The 23,099-nt window shown below is 71.4% G+C and carries 23 protein-coding genes; 11 read left to right on the forward strand and 12 right to left on the reverse strand.

All coding sequences use genetic code 11. The features are described 5' to 3' along the window. Window positions 1-117: 117 nt before the first annotated feature. The 4 genes from B7438_RS19090 to B7438_RS19105 all read left to right on the forward strand — a co-directional run bounded on the left by B7438_RS19090 (window position 118) and on the right by B7438_RS19105 (window position 4,408). Window positions 118-1,047, forward strand: coding sequence for a M23 family metallopeptidase (locus B7438_RS19090; RefSeq protein ID WP_085371287.1), 930 nt, complete (start codon window positions 118-120; stop codon window positions 1,045-1,047). A 66-nt stretch (window positions 1,048-1,113) separates the two neighbouring features. Continuing rightward, a complete protein-coding gene (locus tag B7438_RS19095) occupies window positions 1,114-2,454 on the forward strand; it encodes a hypothetical protein (protein WP_085371268.1) in 1,341 nt (446 codons plus the stop codon). A gap of 62 nt (window positions 2,455-2,516) precedes the next feature. Next, the gene (locus B7438_RS19100; protein ID WP_085371269.1) at window positions 2,517-3,176 is read left to right on the forward strand and encodes a GntR family transcriptional regulator; all 660 of its coding nucleotides are present in this window, start codon (window positions 2,517-2,519) and stop codon (window positions 3,174-3,176) included. Beyond that, a complete protein-coding gene (locus B7438_RS19105; RefSeq protein WP_218775188.1) occupies window positions 3,173-4,408 on the forward strand; it encodes an MFS transporter in 1,236 nt (411 codons plus the stop codon). Before B7438_RS19100 ends, B7438_RS19105 begins: the two co-directional genes overlap by 4 nt. Before the next feature lie 512 nt (window positions 4,409-4,920). Here B7438_RS19105 and B7438_RS19110 read toward each other — a convergent pair. From B7438_RS19110 to paaA, 7 genes are all read right to left on the reverse strand, one after another. After that, a complete protein-coding gene (locus B7438_RS19110; protein ID WP_085371270.1) occupies window positions 4,921-6,309 on the reverse strand; it encodes an LLM class flavin-dependent oxidoreductase in 1,389 nt (462 codons plus the stop codon). Between the two features lie 97 nt (window positions 6,310-6,406). Continuing rightward, entirely contained in the window at window positions 6,407-7,177 is a 771-nt protein-coding gene (locus B7438_RS19115) for an enoyl-CoA hydratase/isomerase family protein (protein ID WP_085371271.1), read from the reverse strand. A gap of 21 nt (window positions 7,178-7,198) precedes the next feature. After that, entirely contained in the window at window positions 7,199-8,287 is a 1,089-nt protein-coding gene (gene paaE / locus B7438_RS19120) for a 1,2-phenylacetyl-CoA epoxidase subunit PaaE (RefSeq protein WP_085371272.1), read from the reverse strand. Continuing rightward, the gene (gene paaD, locus B7438_RS19125; RefSeq protein ID WP_085371273.1) at window positions 8,287-8,784 is read right to left on the reverse strand and encodes a 1,2-phenylacetyl-CoA epoxidase subunit PaaD; all 498 of its coding nucleotides are present in this window, start codon (window positions 8,782-8,784) and stop codon (window positions 8,287-8,289) included. The genes paaE and paaD overlap by 1 nt, the downstream gene beginning before the upstream one ends. Then, a complete protein-coding gene (gene paaC, locus B7438_RS19130) occupies window positions 8,781-9,605 on the reverse strand; it encodes a 1,2-phenylacetyl-CoA epoxidase subunit PaaC (protein WP_179150880.1) in 825 nt (274 codons plus the stop codon). Before paaC ends, paaD begins: the two co-directional genes overlap by 4 nt. After that, on the reverse strand, window positions 9,602-9,919 hold the full coding sequence (paaB, locus tag B7438_RS19135; RefSeq protein WP_179150881.1) for a 1,2-phenylacetyl-CoA epoxidase subunit PaaB: 318 nt from the start codon (window positions 9,917-9,919) through the stop codon (window positions 9,602-9,604). Before paaB ends, paaC begins: the two co-directional genes overlap by 4 nt. After that, on the reverse strand, window positions 9,916-10,878 hold the full coding sequence (gene paaA, locus B7438_RS19140) for a 1,2-phenylacetyl-CoA epoxidase subunit PaaA (RefSeq protein ID WP_085371274.1): 963 nt from the start codon (window positions 10,876-10,878) through the stop codon (window positions 9,916-9,918). The genes paaB and paaA overlap by 4 nt, the downstream gene beginning before the upstream one ends. A 97-nt stretch (window positions 10,879-10,975) precedes the next feature. Between paaA and paaI the strand changes: the two genes are divergently transcribed. The 3 genes from paaI (at window position 10,976) to B7438_RS19155 (ending at window position 13,441) form a co-directional block, all read left to right on the forward strand. After that, window positions 10,976-11,395, forward strand: coding sequence for a hydroxyphenylacetyl-CoA thioesterase PaaI (paaI, locus tag B7438_RS19145; RefSeq protein WP_085371275.1), 420 nt, complete (start codon window positions 10,976-10,978; stop codon window positions 11,393-11,395). A 58-nt stretch (window positions 11,396-11,453) separates the two neighbouring features. Beyond that, window positions 11,454-12,779, forward strand: coding sequence for a phenylacetate--CoA ligase PaaK (gene paaK / locus B7438_RS19150; protein ID WP_085371276.1), 1,326 nt, complete (start codon window positions 11,454-11,456; stop codon window positions 12,777-12,779). Between the two features lie 65 nt (window positions 12,780-12,844). Further along, window positions 12,845-13,441 (forward strand): TetR/AcrR family transcriptional regulator, encoded by a 597-nt coding sequence (locus B7438_RS19155; RefSeq protein WP_085371277.1) that lies wholly within the window; start codon window positions 12,845-12,847, stop codon window positions 13,439-13,441. A 9-nt stretch (window positions 13,442-13,450) separates the two neighbouring features. Here B7438_RS19155 and paaZ read toward each other — a convergent pair whose 3' ends face one another. Genes paaZ through B7438_RS19175 form a run of 4 tightly spaced genes read right to left on the reverse strand, consistent with a single transcriptional unit; the run spans window position 13,451 to window position 18,415 of the window. Further along, window positions 13,451-15,520 carry a phenylacetic acid degradation bifunctional protein PaaZ gene (gene paaZ / locus B7438_RS19160; RefSeq protein ID WP_085371278.1) on the reverse strand — a complete coding sequence of 690 codons (2,070 nt, stop codon included), beginning with the start codon at window positions 15,518-15,520 and terminating at the stop codon, window positions 13,451-13,453. Continuing rightward, window positions 15,517-16,491 carry a 3-hydroxyacyl-CoA dehydrogenase family protein gene (locus tag B7438_RS19165; protein ID WP_085371279.1) on the reverse strand — a complete coding sequence of 325 codons (975 nt, stop codon included), beginning with the start codon at window positions 16,489-16,491 and terminating at the stop codon, window positions 15,517-15,519. The genes paaZ and B7438_RS19165 overlap by 4 nt, the downstream gene beginning before the upstream one ends. Continuing rightward, window positions 16,488-17,234, reverse strand: coding sequence for an enoyl-CoA hydratase/isomerase family protein (locus tag B7438_RS19170; RefSeq protein ID WP_085371280.1), 747 nt, complete (start codon window positions 17,232-17,234; stop codon window positions 16,488-16,490). The genes B7438_RS19165 and B7438_RS19170 overlap by 4 nt, the downstream gene beginning before the upstream one ends. After that, on the reverse strand, window positions 17,231-18,415 hold the full coding sequence (locus B7438_RS19175; protein ID WP_085371281.1) for an acetyl-CoA C-acyltransferase: 1,185 nt from the start codon (window positions 18,413-18,415) through the stop codon (window positions 17,231-17,233). The genes B7438_RS19170 and B7438_RS19175 overlap by 4 nt, the downstream gene beginning before the upstream one ends. 126 nt (window positions 18,416-18,541) lie before the next feature. Between B7438_RS19175 and B7438_RS19180 the strand changes: the two genes are divergently transcribed. Then, entirely contained in the window at window positions 18,542-18,940 is a 399-nt protein-coding gene (locus B7438_RS19180) for a PaaI family thioesterase (RefSeq protein ID WP_085371282.1), read from the forward strand. A 12-nt stretch (window positions 18,941-18,952) separates the two neighbouring features. Here the strand turns inward: B7438_RS19180 and B7438_RS19185 are convergent, their stop codons facing one another. After that, window positions 18,953-19,381 carry an Lrp/AsnC family transcriptional regulator gene (locus B7438_RS19185; protein ID WP_085371283.1) on the reverse strand — a complete coding sequence of 143 codons (429 nt, stop codon included), beginning with the start codon at window positions 19,379-19,381 and terminating at the stop codon, window positions 18,953-18,955. A gap of 128 nt (window positions 19,382-19,509) precedes the next feature. Here B7438_RS19185 and pdhA point away from each other — a divergent pair, with 128 nt between their 5' ends. From pdhA to B7438_RS19200, 3 genes are read left to right on the forward strand one after another with little or no spacing between them, the layout of a single operon-like run. After that, entirely contained in the window at window positions 19,510-20,622 is a 1,113-nt protein-coding gene (gene pdhA / locus B7438_RS19190; RefSeq protein ID WP_085371284.1) for a pyruvate dehydrogenase (acetyl-transferring) E1 component subunit alpha, read from the forward strand. Then, window positions 20,619-21,647, forward strand: a complete 1,029-nt coding sequence (locus B7438_RS19195) for an alpha-ketoacid dehydrogenase subunit beta (protein ID WP_085371285.1) — start codon at window positions 20,619-20,621, stop codon at window positions 21,645-21,647. Before pdhA ends, B7438_RS19195 begins: the two co-directional genes overlap by 4 nt. Then, the gene (locus B7438_RS19200; RefSeq protein WP_085371286.1) at window positions 21,644-22,984 is read left to right on the forward strand and encodes a dihydrolipoamide acetyltransferase family protein; all 1,341 of its coding nucleotides are present in this window, start codon (window positions 21,644-21,646) and stop codon (window positions 22,982-22,984) included. Before B7438_RS19195 ends, B7438_RS19200 begins: the two co-directional genes overlap by 4 nt. The last annotated feature ends 115 nt before the right edge of the window (window positions 22,985-23,099 follow it).

The raw sequence follows: 23,099 nt of genomic DNA on the forward strand, positions 1-23,099 counted from the left end.
CCTCCGACCACCCCCGCTCCCACCGACCAGGTCCCGCTCGAACCGTCCCCGGTCTTCGACAACGGCGTCACCCTCGACGATTCTCAGGTTCAGCAGGCCGCCCAGCTCGCCAGCGATCTGGCCGCCGCCCAGCAGACCCTCTCCGACGCCACGGAGGCGTCGCGCGGCGTGCAGCGCGAGAAGGACCAGGCCGTGGCCGCCGCCGACGCGCTCGCCGCGCAGGCGAAGGCGGCGAAGCAGCAGGCCGAACAGTCCGCGGGGTTCGCGACCGCCCTCATCCGGTCGCAGGGGTCGCGGTCGCTGACGATGGACCCGCTGACCGCAGCGCTCGCCAGCCCGGGCAACCTGCTCGACAAGCTGGGCGCCGTGGACCGGTTCCGCTCGGTCACCGCCGACCGTGAGGCCGCGATGACCGCCGCGAAGCGCGACGCGGAGCGCGCCGCCGCCCTGCGCGACAGGGCCGACGAGGCGCAGCAGACGGCGGACGGCGTCGACCTCGACGGCAGCGAGCAGGCGGTCGCCGACGCGCAGGCGGCGGTCGACACCGCGGAGTCCGCACTCGCATCCATGCCCACGCTGCAGGCGGCAGGGGTCGGCTGGCAGGCCCTGGTGAACGTCCCCGTCGGCGTCACCGGCTGGGTGCTCCCCGTGCACGGCCCGCTCACCGACGGCTTCGGCCCACGCCCGTCCCGCCCGGCCGGGACGGCGTTGTTCCACCCGGGAGACGACATCGGCGCCGGATGCGGGTCCACCATCGTCGCCGCGTCGGCGGGCACCGTCGTGGCGGCCGGGCCGAACGGCTCGTACGGGAACTTCGTGATGATCGACCACGGCGGCGGCGTCGACACCGCGTACGGGCACATCGTCGACGGCGGGATCGGCGTCACCGTGGGCGAGACCGTGCGGGCCGGGCAGCCGATCGCGCTCGTCGGCAGCACGGGAGCATCCACTGGATGCCACCTGCATTTCGAGGTGCGGGTGAACGGTCTGCAGATCGACCCGATGCCGTTCATGGCCGCCAGAGGCGTGGTGCTCGGCACCCGCTGAAACGCGTTCCTCCGTGTTGCCAGGGTGGTCTCGCGGTTTTCCGTCCCGCGGGCGTACGGTGCAAATATGACCGAACTCACCGAGCTCGTCGGGTCATGGATGCGGCGCCAGCGCTGGTACTCGACCAAGAGCGTCGAACCGCGCCTGCGGCTGCTGGCGTCCTTCGAGACCGGACACGCGGACGATGACGTGCGCATCGTCACGCACTTCTTCGCCGACGACGCGCCGCGCACGCCGCGCGTCTACCAGGTGCCCGTCGTCGCCAGACCGCGGGCGGACGGCGACCCCACCGCGCTCATCGGCGAGGCGGGCGGCCGCTACCTCTACGACGGCCCGGACGACGAAGCGTACGTCGCCGCCCTCGTCGCGCTGATGGACGGGGCGCTCGGCGTCGACGGCAGGGACGCGGACGCGCTCGGCCACACGCTCGGCGCGCCCATCGTGGTCCGGTCGTCTCGCAAGCTCACCGGCGAGCAGTCCAACACGTCGATCGTGGGCGAGCTGGAGGGTGGCAGGCTCGCGCTCATCAAGGTCTTCCGGGTCGTGCAAGACGGCGAGAACCCGGATGTGTCCACCCTGGCCGCGCTGACGGCCGGCGGATCGCTGCGCACCCCGGCGCTGCTCGGCTGGCTGACCGGCAGCTGGCCGTCGCCCACCGGCGCCGGCCGCGCATCGGGTGAGCTGGCGCTCGTGCAGGACTTCCTCACCGGAGCGGAGGACGGCTGGGAGCTCGCGGTGAGCGCGGCGGAGCGGGGAGAGGACTTCGCCGAGCGGGCGTGGGCGCTCGGAGCTGGGACGGCCGAGCTGCACCTGTCGCTCGCCCAGGCGCTCCCGACGAAGACCGCGACGCGGGACGACGTGGCGCTCGCCCTCGACGGGATGTTCCAGCGCCTCACGATCACGTCCAGCGAAGTGCCGGAGGTGGCTGAGCTGCGGGCGGGGATCGCGGCGGTGTACGAGGTGGCCGCCGAGGAGCCGCATCCACTGTTGCAGCGCATCCACGGCGACCTGCACCTCGGGCAGGTGCTGTACTCGCCGGAGCGAGGCTGGCAGTTCATCGACTTCGAGGGGGAGCCGCTGCGGCCGCTGTCCGAGCGAGCGATCCCGGATGCGACGATGCGGGATGTGGCGGGAATGCTGCGCTCGTTCGACTACGTCGCCGGGTCGCTGGCCAGGCGGGAGCCGCCGATCGACGCGAGCGCATGGGCGGCCAGGGCACGGCAGGCGTACCTCGACGGGTACGCCTCGGTCGCCGGCCCGGCCTTGGCGGAACACCAGCAGCTGCTCGACGCGTTCGAGCTGGACAAGGCGGTGTACGAGGTGACGTACGAGGCACGGCACCGGCCGTCGTGGGTGCCGATCCCGCTCGCCGCGGTGCGCAGGCTGCTCTCGGCGCGTGTGAGCTGAACAGCATTCGTGCAAGCTGGGGCTTGTACGCAAGCTTGCATGCAAGCGCGTAGACTGGGGGCATGATCCCCGCGGCAGAGCTTGCGTACGCCACCACCAAACGACTCATCCTCAGCGGGACGGCGCCGGGAGGCGCGCTCCTCAGCGAGGCCCAGGTCGGCGCGGAGCTCGGCGTCAGCCGCACGCCGGTGCACGAGGCGTTCCTGCGTCTCGCCGCCGAGGGGCTGCTCACGCTGGAGACCCGGCGCGGCGCCGTCGTGACGCCGATGCCGCCGAGGGAGGCGCAGAACGTGCTCGACCTGCGCGAGGTCATCGAGGCGGGAGCCGCGCGCCGCATCCWGGATGCGGGCGGTCCCGACGAAACGCTGCTGACGGCCCTCGACGACGCGCTCGCCGAGCAGCGCGCCGCCATCGCCGCGGACGACGTCGAGCGATTCGTGGAGGCCGACCAGTGGTTCCACGCCGCGATCGTGGAAGCGTCGGGCAACGACCTGGCCGTGCACTTCTTCGGGATGCTCAGGGACAGGCAGCAGCGCATCCGGCACCAGCTGTTCCGGGTGCGGCCCGGCACGCTCGCCGACTCGCTCGCCGACCACGAGGCGTTGCTCGCCGCGCTGCGCGACGGCAACGACGGCGGCGACGACGGCGACGGCAACAGCGGCACCGCCGCGTTCGACGAGCAGCTGCGCGCCCACATCGCGAGGAACCAGGGGGCGCTGTGAGCCGCACGAAACAGACGCCGCCGTGGCGCATCGTGTTCGCGCTGATGTTCTTCTGCTCCTGGTGCGGCAACCAGTTCAGCCCGCTGCTGCTGATGTACAAGGACGTCCAGCACTACTCCGAGCTGACCGTCAACATGTTCCTCGGCGTGTACGTGCTCGGTCTCGCGCCCGCCCTGCTCATCGCGGGGCCGCTCTCCGACCGGCACGGCAGACGGCCGCTCATGCTCGTGGGCGTGCTCACCGCCGTGCTGGCGAGCGCGAGCCTCGCGCTCGGCACGTTCGGACCCGTGCCGATCTACATCGGCCGTTTGCTCTCCGGCATCACCGTCGGCATCGCGATGGCGGTGGGCACCAGCTGGATGAAGGAGGTGTCCTCTCCGCGCTTCGAGCCGGGGGTGGATGCGGCGGCAGGCGCACGACGCTCCTCCCTCGCCTTCACCCTCGGCTCGGCCACCGGAGCGCTCGTCGCCGGAGGGATCGCCCAGTTCACCACGCTCGGCGAGGAGCTGCCGTTCGCCGTGCACATCCTGTTGACATTGCCGTTCGCGTGGCTGGTGCTGCGCGCGCCGGAGACCGCGACCACCGGCGGTGAGCGCGGTCCGCTCGTGGCGCAGCTGCGCATCCCGGGCGCGGGGCACAAGCGGTTCCGGCGTGTGGTGATCGTCGCGGCGCCGTGGATCTTCGCGGCCGCCGCCCTGGCATACGGCTACCTCCCCGTGCTGCTGGCGAAGCAGACCGGTGAGTGGGGCCTCGGATACGCGACGGTGCTGACGGTGGTGGCGCTCGGCGTCGCGTCGCTGGTGCAGCCGATCGCGAAGCGGCTGCACTCCGTGTCCAGCGCGCGCGGCCTGGTGGCGGCGCTCGTCATCATCGCGGCGGGACTGGTGGTGCTCACCGGCGCCGTCGCGTGGGGGTCGCTGTGGCTGGGCGCTGCGGCGAGCGTGGTGCTCGGCGCCGGCATGGGCGTCGCCCTGGTGTCCGGGCTGCTGGAGGTGCAGCGCATCGCGACGCCCCGCGACCTCGCCGGGCTGACCGGGATGTTCTACGCCGTCGCGTACGCCGGTTTCCTGGTGCCGACGATCATGGCGGCGCTCACCCCGCCGCTCAGCACGATCGGCCTGTTCATCGCTCTCGTCGTGCTGGCCGCGCTGTCCGCCCTGCTGCTGCTCGCCTCGTACACGAAGCACCTGCCGCACCCGCCGACGGCGCCCACCCCGGCCATCGGCTCCTGACCCGCGCGGCCGCCCCCAACTCGCGCACGTCCTCCGTTCACGCGGAGTTTCTGCGGCTCGCGCCCCTTCATCCGTTCGAACGGAGTTCCTGCGGCTCGCGCCCGCTTCATCCGTTCGAACGGAGTTCCCGGCGGCGTGTCGCCCCCACTTTCCGGTGTTATGGCAGCGCCGACGCGCACGAGCTGGCAGCGCGTAAAGCCGGAGTTCCTCCAGGACACGCCGCCCGGAACTCCGCACGACAGGAGTGATCGGCCGAACCGCGCGGAGACTCCGCAAGAGCGGAGTCTCCGCCGAGTGGGGTGGGTGACCGGGTGACCGGGTGAGCGGGAGAGGGGGCCTCAGGCGCGCGGACGCACCGCCCCACAGCGCCGCGCGGCCCCGCCGCACACGCCGCGGCGCCGGAGCGTTACCCGCGCGTCCGGCGCCACGTGGGGTCGGCGCATTGAAGCCCTGTGCCGCCTTGCGGTGATTGTCCGTCCGTCTGCCGTCGAGCGGTAGACAGACAGGGGATTCTACTGCTGCGCGGCCGCCGTGGCCCCGATGCGGTAGCGGGCGCCGCGGTGGTTCTCCGGCAGCCGGTCGCCCGCGCCGTGCAGCTTGTGGCGCAGGCTGCCCTCCACGTACTCCTCCGGGTATGCACCGCGCTTCCGCAACTCCGGGATGACGAACTCGACGATGTCCTCGAACGTGCCGGGCGTGATCGCGTACGCAAGGTTGAACCCGTCCACGTCCGTCTCGTCGACCCACTCCTGCAGCTGGTCGGCGATGCTCACGGCCCCGCCGACGATGAACGGGCCGAGCCCGCCGATGACACCGTTGCGGCCGATGTCGCGCACCGTCCACTCCCCGCCGTCGGCGTTCGGCCGCTGGAAGTTGGCGACGGCGGACTGGATGGCGTTGCTCTTGACGTTGCCGATGGGCTCGTCCAGGTCGTACTGAGACAGGTCGACACCCATCCAGCCGGACATGAACACCAGCGCGCCCTCGTCGCTCGTGTACTGCAGGTAGTCCTCGAACTTCGCCTGCGCTTTCTCGTCGGTCTCGTCGGTGATGATCGTGAGGAGGGTGTAGATGCGTGCGGCGTACCGGTCCCTGCCGGCGGCTTCGAGCGCATCCCGCAGCTTGGCGACCGTCTCCTTCAGCCCCTCCTTGGTGGAGGCTGCCACGAAGATCGCCTCCGCGTTCTCCGCCGCGAACGAGATGCCGCGCTTGGAGGCGCCCGCCTGGTAGATCACCGGCGTGCGCTGGGTGCTCGGTTCGGACAGGTGGATGCCCGGCACCGTGAAGTGCTTGCCCTGGTGGCCGATCTCGTGCACCTTCGACGGGTCGGTGAACACCCCGGATTCGCGGTCGCGGATCACGGCGTCGTCCTCCCACGAGCCTTCCCACAGCTTGTAGAGCACTTCGAGGTATTCGTCGGCCTGGTCGTAGCGGTCGTCGTGCTGCAGCTGGTCGTCGTGCCCCATGTTGCGGGCGGCGGAGGGCAGGTACCCGGTGACGACGTTCCAGCCGACGCGTCCGTTGGTCAGGTGGTCGAGCGTCGACATGCGCCGCGCGAACGGATACGGGTGCTCGTACGCCGTTCCGGCCGTGATCCCGAATCCGAGGTGCTCGGTGACGAGCGCCATCGCCGACACCAGCAGGATGGGGTCGTTCACGGGCACCTGTGCTCCGTGCCGGATGGCCGCCTCGTTGGAGCCGCCGTAGACGTCGTATGTGCCGAGCACGTCCGCGATGAAGATGCCGTCGAACGCGCCGCGCTCCAGCAGCTTGGCCAGCTCGGTCCAGTACGTGAGGTCCTTGTACCGCCAGGCCTGGTCGTCCGGGTGTCGCCACATGCCGGAGGACTGGTGGGCGACGCAGTTCATGTCGAAGGCGTTGAATCGGATCTGACGGGTCATGAAGCCAGAATGCGCGACGACGGGCCGGGATGCACGTGCGCCGCAACGTGACGTAACGAACGGCGCGCGACGGGATGCGTCAGCGTCACCACGCGCGTCACTCCCCACGGAACTGCGGCCGCCGCTTCTGCTGGAACGCCGCGAACCCCTCGCGGTAGTCGGCCGTGTCGCGCAGTTCGGCCTGCGCACGGTTCTCCGCGGCAACCGCATCCCACAGCGCCAGTTCGCCGTCCCGGATGGCCGCCACGATCCGTTTGCTGGCCAGCAGCGCCGCCGTCGCACCGGATGCCGCCGTCTCGGCAGCAGCGGACACGGCGGTCTGCAGCTCGTCGGCGGGGAGTGCCCTGCTGAACAGGCCGGACGCCACCGCCTCCGTCCCGCTCATCAGCCGCCCGGTGTAGATGAGGTCGAGGGCCTTGTGCGGCCCCAGCCGCGTCACGAAGAGCGAGTGCCCTCCCGAGTCGAGCAGCGCGCCGAGCGCGGCGAACGGCGAGCCGATCTTGGCGTCCTCCGCAACGTAGACCACATCGGTCGCCAGGAGCAGCCCGAGCCCGACGCCGAGGGATGCGCCCTGGGCAGCGGCGAAGGTCGGCGCGGGGAAGGCGCTCATCCGGCGCAGCAGCGGCGTGACCAGGCCGTCGAGGTATCCGCTCACGTCGTCGGTCGCCGCATCCACTCCGGCGATGTCTCGCCCCGCGCAGAACGCGCGCCCCGCGCCGGTGAGCACGAGGGCGCGCACGCCGGCCGCCTCGGCCTCGCCGTATGCGGCGGAGAGTTCGCGCAGGCCCGTCTCGTCGAGCGCGTTCAGCTTCTCCGGGGCGTTCAGCGTGATCCTGGCGATGCTGTCCGTGATGGTGAGGTCGATCATCGGCGCTCCCTCCGCGCGGTGCTATCCGTCATAGTCGACCACCACGCGGTCGGTGAGTGGATGCGACTGGCAGGTGAGAACGTATCCGCGCTCCAGCTCCTCCGGCTCCAGCGCGTAGTTCTCCGTCATCCGCACGTCCCCGCTGACCAGCCGGGCCCGGCAGGTGCCACAGACCCCGCCTGCGCACGCGAACGGCACATCCGGTCGCACCCGCAGCGCGGCGTTGAGCACCGACTCGTTCGCGTCCACCGGGGTGTCCACCGTGGAGGTCTGGCCGTCGAGCGTGAACTCGATCTGCACCGTCTTGTCGCCGTCGCGCGCGATCACCGGATGCCCGGCGTCACCGGTGACCTGCGTCGGCTCCCCGGTGGTGAACAGCTCGAACCGGATGTGCGAGCGGTCGACGCCGACCGATTCGAGCACATCCCGGCACAGCTGCACCAGTTCGAACGGACCGCACAGGAACCACTCGTCGACGGTCGCGGGCGGGATGAGCACGTCGAGCATCCTGCGGAACCGCTCGTCGTCGATGCGGCCGGAGAGAAGAGGAGCGGAACGCTGCTCGCGCGAGAGCACGTGGTGCAGCGCGAGCCGGGAGGGGAACCGGTCTTTCAGATCGGCCAGCTCTTCGAGGAACATGACGTCGATCGCCGTCCTGTTCGTGTAGACGAGCGTGAACTGCGAGGTCTCCGACGCCGACAGGATGCTGTGCGCGAGCGCCATCAGCGGCGTGATGCCCGACCCGGCCGCGATCCCGACGATGTGCTTCCCGTCCAGCGCGGCGAGGTCGGTGGTGAAGGTGCCCTGCGGGCTCATCACGTCGATCCGGTCTCCCGCCTTCAGCTCGCTGGTCGCCCAGGTGGAGAACGCCCCGCCCAGGTCGCGCTTGATGGCGACGCTGATGCTCCCGGCCGTCGGAGGGCGGCAGATCGAATAGCTGCGGCGCAGTTCGCGGCCGGAGACGGTGGCGCGCAGGGCGACGTGCTGCCCCGGCTGGTAGTCGTATTCGCCGCGGAGCTCGTCCGGCACCGCGAACGTCACCTCGACGCTGGCCGCGGTGAGGGGCCGCACGTCCGCGACGGCGAGCGTGTGGAAACGGGCGCGCGCCATCACAGCACCTTGAAGTAGTCGAACGGCTCCCCGCAGGCGGAGCACTCGTACAGCGCCTTGCAGGACGTCGAGCCGAAGTGCGAGACCTCTCGGGTGTCGAGCGACTGGCAGTTCGGGCACTTCACGGCCATCCGGATGCGCACCGGACCGTCCACCGCCGGTGCGGCCCCGGTCGGCGGCGCGATGCCGAACGCGGCCAGCGCCGCCTTGCCCTTGTCGCTGATCCAGTCGGTGGTCCAGGCGGGGGAGAGGGCGAGGCGCACGGTGACGGGGCCGAAGCCCGCCGCACTGAGCGCCCGCACGACGTCGGCACGGATGGTCTCCATCGCCGGGCAGCCGCTGTACGTCGGGGTGACGACCACGCTGACGCCGTCGTCGGTGACGGTGACCTCGCGCAGCACCCCCAGGTCGTCGATCGTGAGCACGGGGACCTCGGGATCGACGACGGAGGCGGCGACGGCCCAGGCCTGGTGCGCGTCGGCGAAGTGGCCGCTCACCAGGTGGCCCCGGGGAACTGCCTGGCGAGCACCTGCATCTCGGCGAGCAGCGGTCCCAGGTATTCGGAGTGCCGTCCGTGTCTGCCGCCGCCCGAGGCGGAGAACACGGCCGGCGGTTCGAGGCCGGTCTCGTCGAGAACCGGCCGGATGCTCGCGTCGAACGCCGGCCGCAGCGACGACGGTCGCGGCGCCACGTCCTCCAGCCGGTCGAACAACTCGTCGTCGGTGAAGAGCTCGTCGACGTTCGGCCACAGGTCGGACAGGGCGGTGACGGTGCGGCGGCGCGACTCGTCTGTGCCGAGCGCGAGGCGGAGCATCCACTGGTCGGCGTGGTCGCGGTGGTAGTCCACCTCTTTCACGGCCTTCGCCGCGATGGCGGCGAGCACGGGGTCGGACGATGCGCGCAGCCGCGCGTACAGCTCGAACAGATAGTGCGCCACAGCGAACTGCCGCACGATGGTGTGCGCGAAGTCGCCGTTCGGCTGCTCCATCAGGTGCGCGGAGCGGAACTCGTGCTCGTCGCGCCAGTATGCGAGGTCGTCCTCCGACCGACCGGATGCCGTGCCCGCGTAGCGCAGGAGCGACCGGGCGTGCCCGAGCAGGTCGAGGGCGATGTTGCCGAGGGCGACGTCCTCCTCCAGCTCGGGGGCGCGGGAGATCCAGCCGCCGAGCCGCTGGGCGAGCACGAGGGAGTCGTCGCCGAGCCGCAGGGCGTACTCGGCGATGTCGGGGGTCGCGACCTCGTCGCCCGCGATGAACTCACTGTCGAGGGTGACGGCGGAGAGCTCGACGTGTCCGTGCTCCAGCTCGGGCTCGCTCACAGGTGCTTCACCCCTTCGCTCTCGGTGTAGTAGGTGGCGTGCCGGTAGTTCTTCCCGGCGGGCGATTCGAAGAACGCGCCCTTCGCATCCGGGTCGCTGGCGGTGATCGCGTCGGACGGCACCACCCAGATCGAGACCCCTTCGCTGCGGCGCGTGTACAGGTCGCGGGCGTTGCGCACGGCCATCGTCTCGTCCGGGGCGTGCAGCGAGCCGACGTGCACGTGGCTGAGGCCGCGGCTCGACCGCACGAACACCTCCCAGAGCGGCCACACCTCGGCGTGCCCGGCGTCCGGGGTTCCCTGGGTGTGCATCATGCCGCCTGTCCGGACTGCTTGGCGGCGTACGCGGCAGCAGCCTCGCGCACCCAGCGTCCGTCCTCGTGCGCCTCGCGCCTGCGCTGCATCCGCTGGGCGTTGCACGGGCCGCGCCCGGCGAGCACCTCCTGGAACTCTGTCCAGTCGATCTCGCCCAGGTCGTATGCCTGGCGCTCCTCGTTCCAGCGCAGGTCGGGGTCGGGCAGCGTGACGCCGAGCACCTCGGCCTGGGGCACGAGCATCCCGACGAACCGCTGGCGCAGCTCGTCGTTGGAGAACCGCTTGATCTTCCACGCCATCGACCTGGCCGAGTTGGGCGAATCGTCGTCCGGCGGACCGAACATCATCAGCGACGGCCAGTACCAGCGGTTCACCGCATCCTGGGCCATCTGCCGCTGCGCCTCCGTTCCGCGCATCAGCGTGAGCAGGATCTCGAAGCCCTGCCGCTGGTGGAACGACTCCTCTTTGCAGATGCGGACCATCGCCCGGCCGTACGGGGCGTACGACGCCCGGCACAGCGGTACCTGGTTGCAGATCGCTGCGCCGTCGACGAGCCAGCCGATCGCGCCCATGTCCGCCCAGCTGAGCGTGGGGTAGTTGAAGATCGACGAGTATCGGGCCTTGCCGGCGATGAGCTGCTCCGTCATCTCGTCGCGGGTGATGCCGAGCGTCTGGGTGGCGGAGTAGAGGTAGAGACCGTGACCGGCCTCGTCCTGCACCTTGGCCATCAGGATGGCCTTGCGCTTGAGGCTCGGGGCGCGGCTGATCCAGTTGGCTTCCGGCTGCATCCCGATGATCTCGGAGTGCGCGTGCTGCGACATTTGCCGGATGAGGGTCTTGCGGTATGCCTCCGGCATCCAGTCGCGCGGCTCGACCCGCGAGTCGGTGTCGAGGAGCTCGGCGAAGCGGGCCTCTTCCGGTGTGCTCTCCTGGGGGAGCGGCTCTGCCGTGATGGTCATCGTCGACCCTTCCGAATTACTAACTGATCGTTCGGTTAGTATATAGTCTGGTTCACGGTCCGGCAAACGCCGCAGGACCGGCGACGAGGAGGTCGGAATGACGCAGGCGCCCGCGCAAGGTTCGTCCGCGGCCGAGGCGATGATGGCGCGCGACCGCGCATCCCGGGCCCTCGGCATGGTCGTCGAGGAGTCGCAGCCCGGCAGCGCCAGAGTCAGGATGCTCGTCCGCGACGACATGCTGAACGGCTTCGACGTCACCCACGGCGGCTTCGTCTTCGCCCTCGCGGACACGGCGTTCGCCATCGCCTGCAACGAGGACGAGCGGATCACGCTCGCCGCGGGAGCAGACATCGTCTTCCTCGCACCGACCACATCCGGGCAGACCCTCACCGCGACGGCGCGGGTGCGGGCACGCAGCGGACGCACCGGCGTCTACGACGTGACCGTGACCGACGACGACGACCGACCCGTCGCGGAGTTCCGCGGCCGCAGCCACACGACCACGCGCACGGCCTGACGCCGGGCGCAGCACCACCACGCACCACCCATCCACCTGAAGCACCACGGAGGTCCCGATGTCGACGACGACACCGACCACGCCGGCCTTCCGCCCACCGGCGGCCGACGAACTCGACCAGGAGGAACGCCTCGACCGCGACGCCCTCCGCGCCCTGCAGCTCGAACGGCTGCAGTGGACGGTGCGCCACGCTTACGAGAACGTGCCGCTCTACACCGCCAAACTGGATGCGGCCGGCGTCCGCCCCGCCGACATCCGCAGCCTCGACGACGTGGCGCTGCTCCCGTTCACCACCAAGGAGGACCTGCGGCAGACGTACCCGTTCGGGATGTTCGCCGTGCCCACGGAGCGGATCGCGCGCATCCACTGCTCCTCCGGCACGACAGGGCGCCCGACCGTCGTCGGCTACACCGCCGGCGACCTCGACCGCTGGGCGTCGCTCGTCGCGCGCTCGCTGCGGGCCGCGGGCGTCCGGCCAGGGATGCGCGTGCACAACGCCTACGGGTACGGCCTGTTCACCGGCGGCCTCGGCGCGCACGCGGGCATCGAGAAGCTGGGCGCGACGGTCATCCCGATGTCGGGAGGCCAGACCGCCAAGCAGGTGCAGCTCATCCAGGACTTCGAGCCGGACGTGATCCTCTGCACCCCCAGCTACCTGCTCACGATTGCAGATGCGATGGTGGAGGCCGGGATCGACCCGCGCTCCACCAGCCTGCGCGCCGCCGTGCTCGGTGCGGAGCCGTGGACCAATGCCATGCGCCTCGAACTGGAGGAACGGCTCGGCATCGACGCCCTCGACATCTACGGCCTCAGCGAGGTGATGGGTCCGGGCGTCGGCAGCGAGTGCCTGGAGACGAAGGACGGCCCGCACATCTGGGAGGACCATTTCCTGCCCGAGGTCGTCGACCAGGAGTCCGGCGCGGTGCTGCAGGACGGCAGCCCGGGCGAGCTGGTCTTCACCAGCCTCACCAAGGAGGCCTTCCCCGTGCTGCGCTACCGCACCCGCGACCTCACCCGGCTGCTCCCCGGCACCGCGAAGCCCGGGATGCGCCGGATGGAGAAGGTGACGGGCCGCGACGACGACATGATCATCCTGCGCGGGGTTAACCTGTTCCCGACCCAGATCGAGGAGCTGGTGCTCGGCATCGACGACCTCTCCCCGCACTTCGTCCTCGAACTCACCCGGCCGGCCTCCCTGGATGTGCTGACGGTGCGCATCGAGTCCCGTCCTGGCGCGAGTCTGGATGCGGCGGACCGGGCCTGCGCGCTGCTCGTGCAGCGGGTGAAGGAGAGGGTGGGCGTGACCGTGAACGTCGCACGCGAGGAACCGGGCACGCTGGAGCCGAGCGCCGGCAAGCAGAAGCGGCTGTACGACCTGCGGTAGGCGTCGCGGCGCGAGCGTCGCGTGCCAGCATCCGGCATGGGCGTCGCGTGCCAGACTGGGGAGTCATGACTGAGACCGAGATCCGACGGGGCCGCCCCGGCTACGACCAGCGCGGCATCCTCGAGGTCTCCGTCGCGGCGTTCAACGAGCACGGCTACGACGCCACCTCCATCGGGATGCTCGCCGAACGTCTCGGCCTGTCCAAGTCGGCCATCTACCACCACGTCTCGTCCAAGGACGAACTGCTGGAGCTGGCCCTCGGCGAGGCCCTCGACAGCCTGGAGGGCGTGCTCGCGGAGAGCGGCGCGACCACCGGCCCCGCCGCCGACCGCCTCGCCCACGTGCTGCGCGGCGCTGTGCGCGTGCTCGTCGACAAGCTGCCGTACGTGACGCTGCTGCTGCGCGTGCGCGGCAACACCGAGGTGGAGCGGGCGGCACTGTCCCGCCGCCGCGCCTTCGACAGGGCGGTCGCCGCCCTCGTGGTCGAGGCCCGCGACGAGGGCTCCCTGCGCGCCGACCTCGACCCCGGCATCGTCTCCCGCCTGCTCTTCGGCATGATCAACTCGATTGCCGAGTGGTACCGCCCCGGCGGCCCGGAAGACGCCGAGCAGCTCGCCGCCGACGTGCTGACCGTCGCCCTCGACGGCCTCCGCGTGCCGTAGTCGCGGCGGCTACTCCTTCGCCACCAGCGTCAGCACGTCGTACGTCGCCACCGTCTCGTCGTGCTGGTTGTGGATGACAGCGTCCCAGCGCACCTCGCCGTATTCGTCGGTCTCGCGCGGGGTGATCTGCTTGGCCGTCAGGGTCACCCGGATGCTGTCGCCCGGCACCACCGGCGTGAGGAAGCGCAGGTTCTCCAGTCCGTAGTTCGCGAGCACCGGGCCGGGCGCCGGGTCGACGAACAGACCGGCCGCCCAGGACACGAGCAGGTAGCCGTGGGCCACCCTGCCGGGGAAGAACGGGTTGGCGGCCGCCGCCTCCTCGTCCATGTGCGCGTAGAACGTGTCGCCCGTGAACGTCGCGAACGTCTCGATGTCGTCGAGCGTCACCCGGCGGCTCTTCGACTCCACCTGGTCGCCGATGGTCAGGGTCGACAACGCCTTGCGGAACGGGTGCACCCCCTCTGCGCTCGCCGTCGCCCCCTGGTGCCACACACCGGTCACCGCGGTCAGCAGCTCGGGGGTGCCCTGGATCGCGGTGCGCTGCATGTGGTGCAGCACCGCCCGGATGCCGCCCAGCTCCTCGCCGCCTCCTGCCCGGCCCGGTCCGCCGTGCACGAGGTGCGGCATTGGGGAGCCGTGGCCGGTGGAGGTGCGCGCATCGTCGCGGTCGAGCAGCAGCACGCGGCCGTTGGAGGCGGCGATCCCGCCCACCAGCTCGCGCGCGATGGCCGGATCGTGGGTCGCGACGCTGGTGACGAGCGAGCCTCCGCCGCGCGCGACCAGGCGCACGGCCTCCTCGGTGCTGTCGTAGCTCAGGATGCTCGCGACAGGGCCGAACGCCTCGACCGTGTGCACCGCATCCACGTCGGGGTCGGCGAAACGGAGCAGGAGAGGCGCGACGAACGCGCCGTCGTCCGCCGGTCCTGTCGTGCCGTCCGCACGCAGCACGTCGGGGGTCGCGAGGTCGCCGACGACGATCTCGCCGCCCGCGTCGACCAGCGTGCGCACCTGGCGCAGCACCTCGTCCCGCTGCGCGAGGGAGGCGAGCGGCCCCATCGTCACGCCGTCCGCGCGCGGGTCGCCGAGCACCACCCGCTGCCGGATGCGGTCCCGCACAGCGTCCACCAGGTCGCTGACCACCGCGGCCGGCACGATGGCGCGGCGGATCGCGGTGCACTTCTGGCCTGACTTCGCCGTCAGCTCGGTCACCAGCTGCTTCACGTACGCGTCGAACTCCGGCGTGCCCGCCCCGGCGTCCGCACCGAGCACCGACGCGTTGATCGAGTCCGTCTCGCTCGTGAACCGCACCCCACCGGTCTGCACGGAGTCGTGCGCCCGCAGCTTCTCCGCGGTCGACGCGGATCCCGTGAACGCGACGATGTCGCCGAGTCGCAGGTGCTCGAATAGGTCGGGGACGCCGCCCGACACCAGCTGCAGCGAACCGGCGGGCAGCAGCCCGGTCTCGTCCAGGATGCGCACCATCGCCTCAGCGACGTAGCCGGTCGGCGTCGCGGGCTTCACGACGGTCGGCACCCCGGCGAGGAACGCGGGCGCGAACTTCTCCAGCGCACCCCAGACCGGGAAGTTGAACGCGTTGATCTGCACGGCGACGCCCGGCAGCCGGGTGTAGATGTGCCTGGCGAGGAACGACCCGTCCGCCGAGAGCGACTCGACGGGACCGTCCAGGTAGACCTGACCGTTCGGCAGCTCGCGGCGTCCCTTCGACGAGAAGGTGAACAGCACGCCGATGCCGCCGTCGATGTCGATCCAGGAGTCTGCCTTCGTCGCGCCCGCCCTGCTCGACAGTGCGTACAGCTCGTCCTTCCGCACGGTCAACGCCTGGGCGAACTGCTTGAGCAGCACCGCCCGCTGATGGAAGGTGAGTTCGCCGAGCGATGCCTGCCCGACGGTGCGGGCGTAGTCGAGCACTCCGGCCAGGTCGAGCCCGGCGGTGCTCACCCGGGCGACGAGCTTGCCAGTGGATGCGTCGCGCACCTCCGCGGCGTCGGCGGCGTCCGCCTCGGCCGGCGTCCACCACCCGCCCATCACGTAGCTGGGCAGGATGTCGTGCTGGCTCATCGGTGAACCTCCGGTGTGGCTGTGGTGGGAGTGGTGGTTGTGGCTGTGGTGGTGGTGGTGGCGGTGGTGGCCGGCGTGGCGCTGGTGGGCGCGCCCTGCGCATCCGGCCAGTCGTAGAAGCCGCGCCCGGACTTCCGCCCGAGCCGCCCTTCCGCGACCATCGTGCGCAGCAGGTGCGGCGGCTCGAAGCGCGGGCCGAGGTGTTCGTGCAGGTACTCGGCGATGCCGAGCCGCACATCCAGACCGACCAGGTCGGTCAGCCGCAGCGGCCCGACCGGGTGCTTGTAGCCGAGGACCATCGCCGCGTCGATGTCGTCGGCGCTCGCGACGCCGTCTTCGAGCATCCGGATCGCCTCCAGCCCGAGCGCGACGCCGAGGCGCGACGAGGCGAAGCCAGGGGCGTCCGCGACGGTGATCGGCGTCTTGCCGATCGCGGAGACCCAGCCGTGGGCCGCCTCGACCACCTCGGGCAGCGTCGCGGAGCCGGTGACGACCTCGACGAGCGCAGACGCGGGAACGGGGTTGAAGAAGTGCATCCCGAGGAAGCGGCCGGGGGAGCGGAGGTCGGCGGCCAGCTCGTCGATGGAGATGGACGACGTGTTGCTGGCGAGCACGGCGCCGTCGGCGATGGCGCTCTCCGCCCGGAGCAGCGCGTCCGCTTTGAGTGACCGGTCCTCCGGCACCGCCTCGATCACCAGGCCGCAGTCGGCGAACCCGCCCACGTCGGTCGCGGTCACGAGCCGCGCCTCCAGGTCGTCGGCGCCGAGCGTGGTCGTGCCTCGCTGCACCGAGGCGTCGACGGCACTCCGGATGCGCGCCCGCGCGGCGTCGGCCGCCTCGCCGTCGCGCTCGACCACCGTCACGGTCGCACCCGCCAGCAGGAACGCGTGCGCGATTCCCGCGCCCATCCGTCCTCCGCCGAGCACGCCGACCCGCTCACGAACCCTCACCTGCTCGGGCACCCCGCTCATGCTCGCCGCCTCCGCTCCAGGAACGCCGTCATCCTGCGATGCTTCTCCGGTGACTCGAACAGCACCGCCTGTGCGTCCGCCTCCGCAGCCGGATGCTCGGAGCGCGGCGCGTGAAACACCGCCTTGGTGTAGCGCGTCGCCAGCCGGTCGTTGGCGGCGATGCGGTCGGCGAGCGCGTGCGCGGCAGGGAGCAGCGCATCCGGGTCGTGCAGTTCGGTGACGAGCCGTGCGGCCAGCGCCTCTTCGCCGTTCAGGATGCGTCCCGCCAGCACGATCTCCTTTGCCAGCGGTTCGCCGACCAGCTCGGCCAGCCGCCAGAGCGCACCGGCCGCGGCGATGATGCCGAGTCCGGTCTCCGGGTTGCCGATGCGCAGCCGGGGCGTTCCGATGCGGAAGTCGGCCGCGTACGCCAGCTCCGCCCCTCCGCCGAGCGCATAGCCGTCGAGCGCCGCGATCACCGGCAGCGGCAGCGCGGCGATTCTGCCGAACACCGTGGCGTTGATGAGGAGGCGCGCGTCGGCGGCCGTGCGCTCGCGCAGCTCGGCGATGTCTGCACCGGACGCGAACACGCCGTCTCCGCCGGTCACGATCAGGATGCGCGGCTCCGCCTCCAGGGCGGCGCACACCTCGTGCAGGTCGTCGACCATCCGCTGGTCGATCGCGTTCCTGGTCTCCGGCCGGTTCAGACGTACGACGACGCGGTCGTCCGCCTCCTCGAACAGGAGGGTGCGCATCCCGTTCATGCTGCCTCCACGATCATCGCCGCACCCTGCCCGACGCCCACGCACATCGTGGCGAGCCCGTACTGCGAGCCGTCCCGTTCCATCCGGCCGAGCAGCGTCACCAGCAGCCGCGAGCCGCTCGAACCGAGCGCGTGGCCGAGCGCGATGGCTCCGCCGTCGGCGTTGACGCGGTCCTCGTCGAGGCCCAGCCGCCGGATGCACGCGAGCGCCTGGCTCGCGAACGCCTCGTTCAGCTCGATGCTGCCCAGCTGCCCGAGCTCCAGGCCGGAGCGTTCGAGCGCCTTGTTCACCGCGGGCACCGGCCCGAGCCCCATGATCTCCGGAGCGACGCCGACGCTCGTGCCGACGATCACGCGCGCCCGCGGCGTGAGCCCGTAGCGGGCGACGGCGTCGGCGCTCGCCACGACGATCGCGGACGCCCCGTCGTTGAGCGGCGACGCGTTGCCGGCGGTGACCACCCTGCCGCCGGCCACCACCGGACGGAGCCCGGCCAGCGCATCCAGGGTCGTGTCGCGCCGGATGCTCTCGTCGGCCGTGACGGAGCCACGCGGCGTCTCCACCGGAACGATCTCGTCGGCGAACCGTCCGGCGTCCGTCGCCGCCGCCGCGCGCTGGTGGCTGCGCAGCGCGAACGCGTCGGCGTCCTCCCTGCTGATGCCGTCGATGCGCGCGACCTCCTCCGCCGTCTCCGGCATCGAGTACGTCGCCTTGTCGCGTTCGAGGAAGCGCGGGTTGGTGAACCGCCAGCCGATCGAGGTATCGAACTGCGGGCCCGGCTTGGCGAACGCGCGTTCCGGCTTGCCCTGCACCCACGGCGCCCTCGTCATCGACTCGACACCGCCCGCGACGACGATGTCCGCGTCGCCCGCCCGCACCGCCTGCGCCGCCATCGTGACCGCCGAGAGCCCGGATGCGCAGAGCCGGTTCACCGTGACGCCCGGCACCGCATCCGGCAGCCCGCCGAGCAGCGCGGCCATGCGGGCGACGTTGCGGTTGTCCTCTCCCGCCTGGTTGGCCGCCCCGAGGATCACCTCGTCGATGGTCTGCGGGTCGACGCCCGCGCGGCGCACCGCCTCGGCGACGACGAGGGCGGCCAGGTCGTCCGGGCGCACGCCGCTGAGGGCTCCGCCGTACCGTCCGACCGCCGTGCGGACTCCGCCGACCAGGTAGGCCTCGGTCATCGTGCTGCCCCGTCTTCCTGTCGTTCGCCATCGAGCGACGTCGGCCAGAATTACCGACCGAACGTTCAGGAAGTAATCTTTTCAGACACGGCCGCTCACCACAACTCCGCCGGTATGCTGTGGCGCATGAGCGACGGCGACTGGACCATCCACCTCGGCGAACTGGACGAGAAGATGGGCGTCCGCATCCTGGAGCAGTCGGCGGAGCGCGTGGTCGCCACGATGCCGGTGGAGGGCAACCGCCAGTCGTTCGGGCTGCTGCACGGCGGGGCCTCCGTCGCCTTCGCCGAGGCGCTCGGCTCCTGGGCGGCCGTCATCCACGCGGGTCCAGGACGCACCGCCGTCGGGGTCGACATCAACGCCACCCACCACCGTTCCGCCCGCAGCGGCCTGGTCACCGGCGTCGCCACGGCCATCCGCCTCGGCCGCACGGTCGCCTCGCACGAGATCGTCGTCACCGACGAGGACGGCAACCGCCTCTGCACCGCGAGGATCACCAACCTGATCCTGGACAAGCCGCAGTAACAATCAGCGCACTCAGCGCAGGTCGTGGTCCTCGAACACCAGCGACGTCTTCGTGTCCCGCACCGACGGGATCGCCGGCAGCTCCTCCAGCACCACCCTGCGCAGGTCTTCGTTGTCGCGCGCCCGCACGAGCAGGATCACGTCGAAGTCGCCGCCGACCAGGGCGAAGTGCTCCACCTCCGGGATGGCGCGCAGGGTGTCCCGCAGTTCGTGCCACGACGCCTGCTCCACCCGCATCGTCACGTACGCCGACGACGCGCGCCCGGAGAGCCGGGGGTCGACCTTCGCCGTGAACCCGGTGATCACGCCGTCTTCGATCAGCCGCGAGAGCCGGGTGTACGCGTTCGCGCGGGAGACGTGCGCCGCCTCGGCGACCGCGGTGATGGAGGCGCGGCCGTCGGCGCGGAGTGCGTCGAGGATCCGGGTGTCGATGTCGTCCATGTCTGTCAGACAGTTTGACACGCACATCGCCCATCTGCACCCGTTCGTCTCGAAAACGGCGGACATCTGGCGCAGCGAATCCAGCCGAGTCATTCTGAGAGACAGCGACGTCTTTCAAAGGAGAACGGATGCACGCCGACGACCTGCTGCCGCGCGCCACCCCGGTGCGGCTGATCGATCAGGATGGCTCGTCCCACGAGGACGACCAGTACCCCACCCCGTCCACCGAGCGGATGCTCGACGGCTACCGCAAGCTGGTCATCGGACGCCGGATCAACGACCAGGCCAACGCTCTGGTGCGCCAGGGCCGCCTGGCCGTCTATCCGTCGTCGCACGGCCAGGAGGCCTGCGAGGTCGCGGCGGCGATGGTGCTCGGCGACCAGGACTGGCTGTTCCCCACCTACCGTGACACCGTTGCGGTCATCACGCGCGGCGTCGACCCGTTCGACGCGTTCCTGCTGCTGCGCGGAGACTGGCACTCCGGCTACGACCCCCGCGAGCACAATGTCGCCCCGCAGGCCACCCCGCTCGCCACCCAGCTCCTGCACGCCGTCGGCTTCGCGCACGCGGCCAGGATGCGCGGGGAGGACACCGTCGTCCTCGCCATCTGCGGGGACGGCGCGACCAGCGAGGGCGACTTCCACGAGGCTCTGAACTTCGCCGCCGTCTTCCACCTGCCCGTCGTCTTCCTCGTGCAGAACAACGGCTACGCCATCTCCGTGCCGCTCAGCAGGCAGACCGCTGCACCGAGCATCGCGCACAAGGGCGTCGGCTACGGGATGCGCGGCCGCCAGGTCGACGGCAACGACCTCGCCGCCCTGCTCGCCGTCCTCGGCGAAGCCGTGGACGAGGCCCGCGACGGCGGGGGCCCGACGCTCGTGGAGGCGCTGACCTACCGCATCCAGTCGCACACCAACGCCGACGACGCCACCCGCTACCGCAGCGACGACGAGGTCACCCCGTGGCTCGCCCGCGATCCGCTGGTGCGGGTGCGCACCTGGCTGCGGGCGATGGATGCGCTGAGCGACGGAGACGAGGTCGAGCTGCAGGCCCACGCGGAGCGGGTCGCCAGCGACCTGCGCCAGGCGATCAACGCGGAGGCCGAACCGCACCCGGAGGACCTGTTCGCCCACGTCTACGCCCTGCAGACCCCGCAACTGAAGGAACAGGCAGCGCAGCTGGCCGACGAGCTCGCTCGCCAGCAGCAGGCAGGAAACGCAGACCAGGAGGCAGCCCGATGACGCTCATGCACGACGCCCCGGCCGACCACGGCACGGCTCCGGCCACGACCACGATGTCGATGGCCCAGGCCATCAACCGCGCGCTCGCCGACGCCCTGGACGCCGACCCGGCCGTCCTCGTCTTCGGCGAGGACGTCGGCGTGCTCGGCGGCGTCTTCCGCATCACCGACGGCCTCGCCGCCCGCTTCGGCGAGACCCGCTGCTTCGACACCCCGCTCGCGGAGGCCGGCATCGTCGGCACCGCCGTCGGCATGGCCATGAACGGGATGCGGCCGGTGGTCGAGATGCAGTTCGACGCGTTCGCGTACCCGGCGTTCGAGCAGATCGTCGACCACGTCGCCAAGATGGGCAACCGCACCAAGGGGGCCGTGCGGCTGCCGATGGTGATCCGCATCCCGTACGCGGGCGGCATCGGCGGCGTCGAGCACCACTCGGACTCGTCCGAGTCGTACTACGCCCACACGCCGGGGCTCACGGTGGTGTCGCCGGCCAACCCGCACGATGCGTACGGCCTGCTCCGCGCATCCATCGCCTCGCCGGACCCGGTGGTGTTCCTCGAACCGAAGAAGCTGTACTGGTCGACGGGCGAGGTCGACGTCACCGCGCCGCTTCCGCAGCTGGGCTCCGCGCGCATCGCCAGGGAGGGCACGGACGCCACGCTCATCGCATACGGCCCCAGCGTGCCGGTCGCGCTCGCCGCAGCCGAGGCGGCGGAGGAGGAGGGCCGCAGTCTGCAGGTGGTCGACCTGCGCAGCCTGGTGCCGTTCGACGACGAGACGGTGTGCGCCGCCGTACGGTCCACGGGTCGCGCCGTGGTGATCGCGGAGGCGCCCGGCTTCGCCAGCATGGCCAGCGAGATCGCCGCCCGTGTCTCCGAGCGCTGCTTCCACGTGCTCGAAGCTCCCGTGCGCCGGGTGACCGGTTTCGACACACCGTTCGCCCCGCCGAAACTCGAGAAGTACTACCTGCCGGGCGTCGACCGCATCCTCGACGCCGTCGACGACCTGCAGTGGGAGGACGCATGAGCGCCCAGGTCTTCCGCCTGCCCGACCTCGGAGAAGGACTCACGGAGGCCGAGCTGGTCCGCTGGCTCGTCGCCGTCGGAGACGCGGTCGCCGTCGATCAGCCGATCGCCGAGGTGGAGACGGCCAAGTCGGTCGTGGAGGTGCCGTCGCCGTTCGCGGGCGTCGTCGCCGCGCTGCACGGGGAGGAGGGGGAGGCGCTCGCCGTCGGAGCCCCGCTGATCGAGGTCACGGAGCAGCAACCGGATGCGGTTCCCGCGCCCGACCCGGAGTCCACGGGAGGATCCACCGGTGGCTCCACGGGAGGATCGGGCAATGTCCTCGTCGGCTACGGCACCACCGAGCTGCGCCACTCCGGGCACCGCAGGGTGCGCCGCACGACCATGCCGTCGTCCACGCTGACGCCGTCCAGGTCCGGGCCGGTGGCGGTCATCTCGCCGGTGGTTCGCACGCTCGCGCGCACGCACGGGATCGACCTGTCCACGGTGCGCCCGACGGGCGAGGGCGGCGTGATCACCCGCCGCGACGTGGAGGCGGCGTTCGCGGCGACCCCTCCCGTGGACACCGCACCGGCCACCGCAGCGCCTGCCACCGTCGCACCCGCCACCGCAGCACCCACCGTCGACCAGCGCACGGGCCTCGCGCTCCGCGCATCCACCCCGTTCTCGCTGTTCCGCCGCACCGTCGCCGCGAACATGACCCGCAGCAGGTCCGAGATCCCCGAGGCGACCGTGTGGGTCGACGTGGACGCCACCGAGCTCTGGGACGCGCGGCGCCGGCTGCGCTTCGGCGACCGCACCCCGTCACTCCTGTCGTTCGTCGCCCGGTTCACGCTCGCGGCGCTCGCTCGGCGTCCCGAGCTGGCCGGGCGGGTCACCGCCGACGGCGCAGGGATCGACACCTTCGACGGCGTGAACCTCGGCTTCGCCGTCGACTCTCCGCGCGGGCTGGTGGTCCCGGTGGTCCGTCGCGCGGACAGAATGACCATCCGCGAGCTCGACGGCGCGTTCGACAGGCTCACCCGCGATGCCCGCGCCGGCTCGCTCGCCCCGGCCGAGCTGACAGGCTCCACCTTCACCATCAACAACTACGGCAGCCTCGGCGTCGACGGCAGCGCGGCGATCATCAACCATCCGGAGGTCGCGATCCTCGGCATCGGCCGGATGATCGAGCGTCCGTGGGTGGTCGACGGCGCCGTCGTGCCCCGCCGCATCGCCCAGCTCTCGCTGGTCTTCGACCACCGGGTGACAGACGGGGGAGTGGCGGCCGGGCTGCTGCGCGACATCGCGGACGCGATGGAGTCCCCGCTCGCCCTGCTCGCCGACGCCCCGCCCGCCTGAGCACCCGCACCCCTTCGGCCCCCGGCCGACCGGGCGTACGCTGTCGCCATGACCGACAAGAAGCCGGAAGACGACGACTACGACCTCTCCATCGAGAAGGAGGTGGCGCCGGAGG

The sequence above is a fragment of the Leifsonia sp. NCR5 genome (genome assembly GCF_002105485.1).
Taxonomy (GTDB): Bacteria; Actinomycetota; Actinomycetes; order Actinomycetales; family Microbacteriaceae; genus Leifsonia.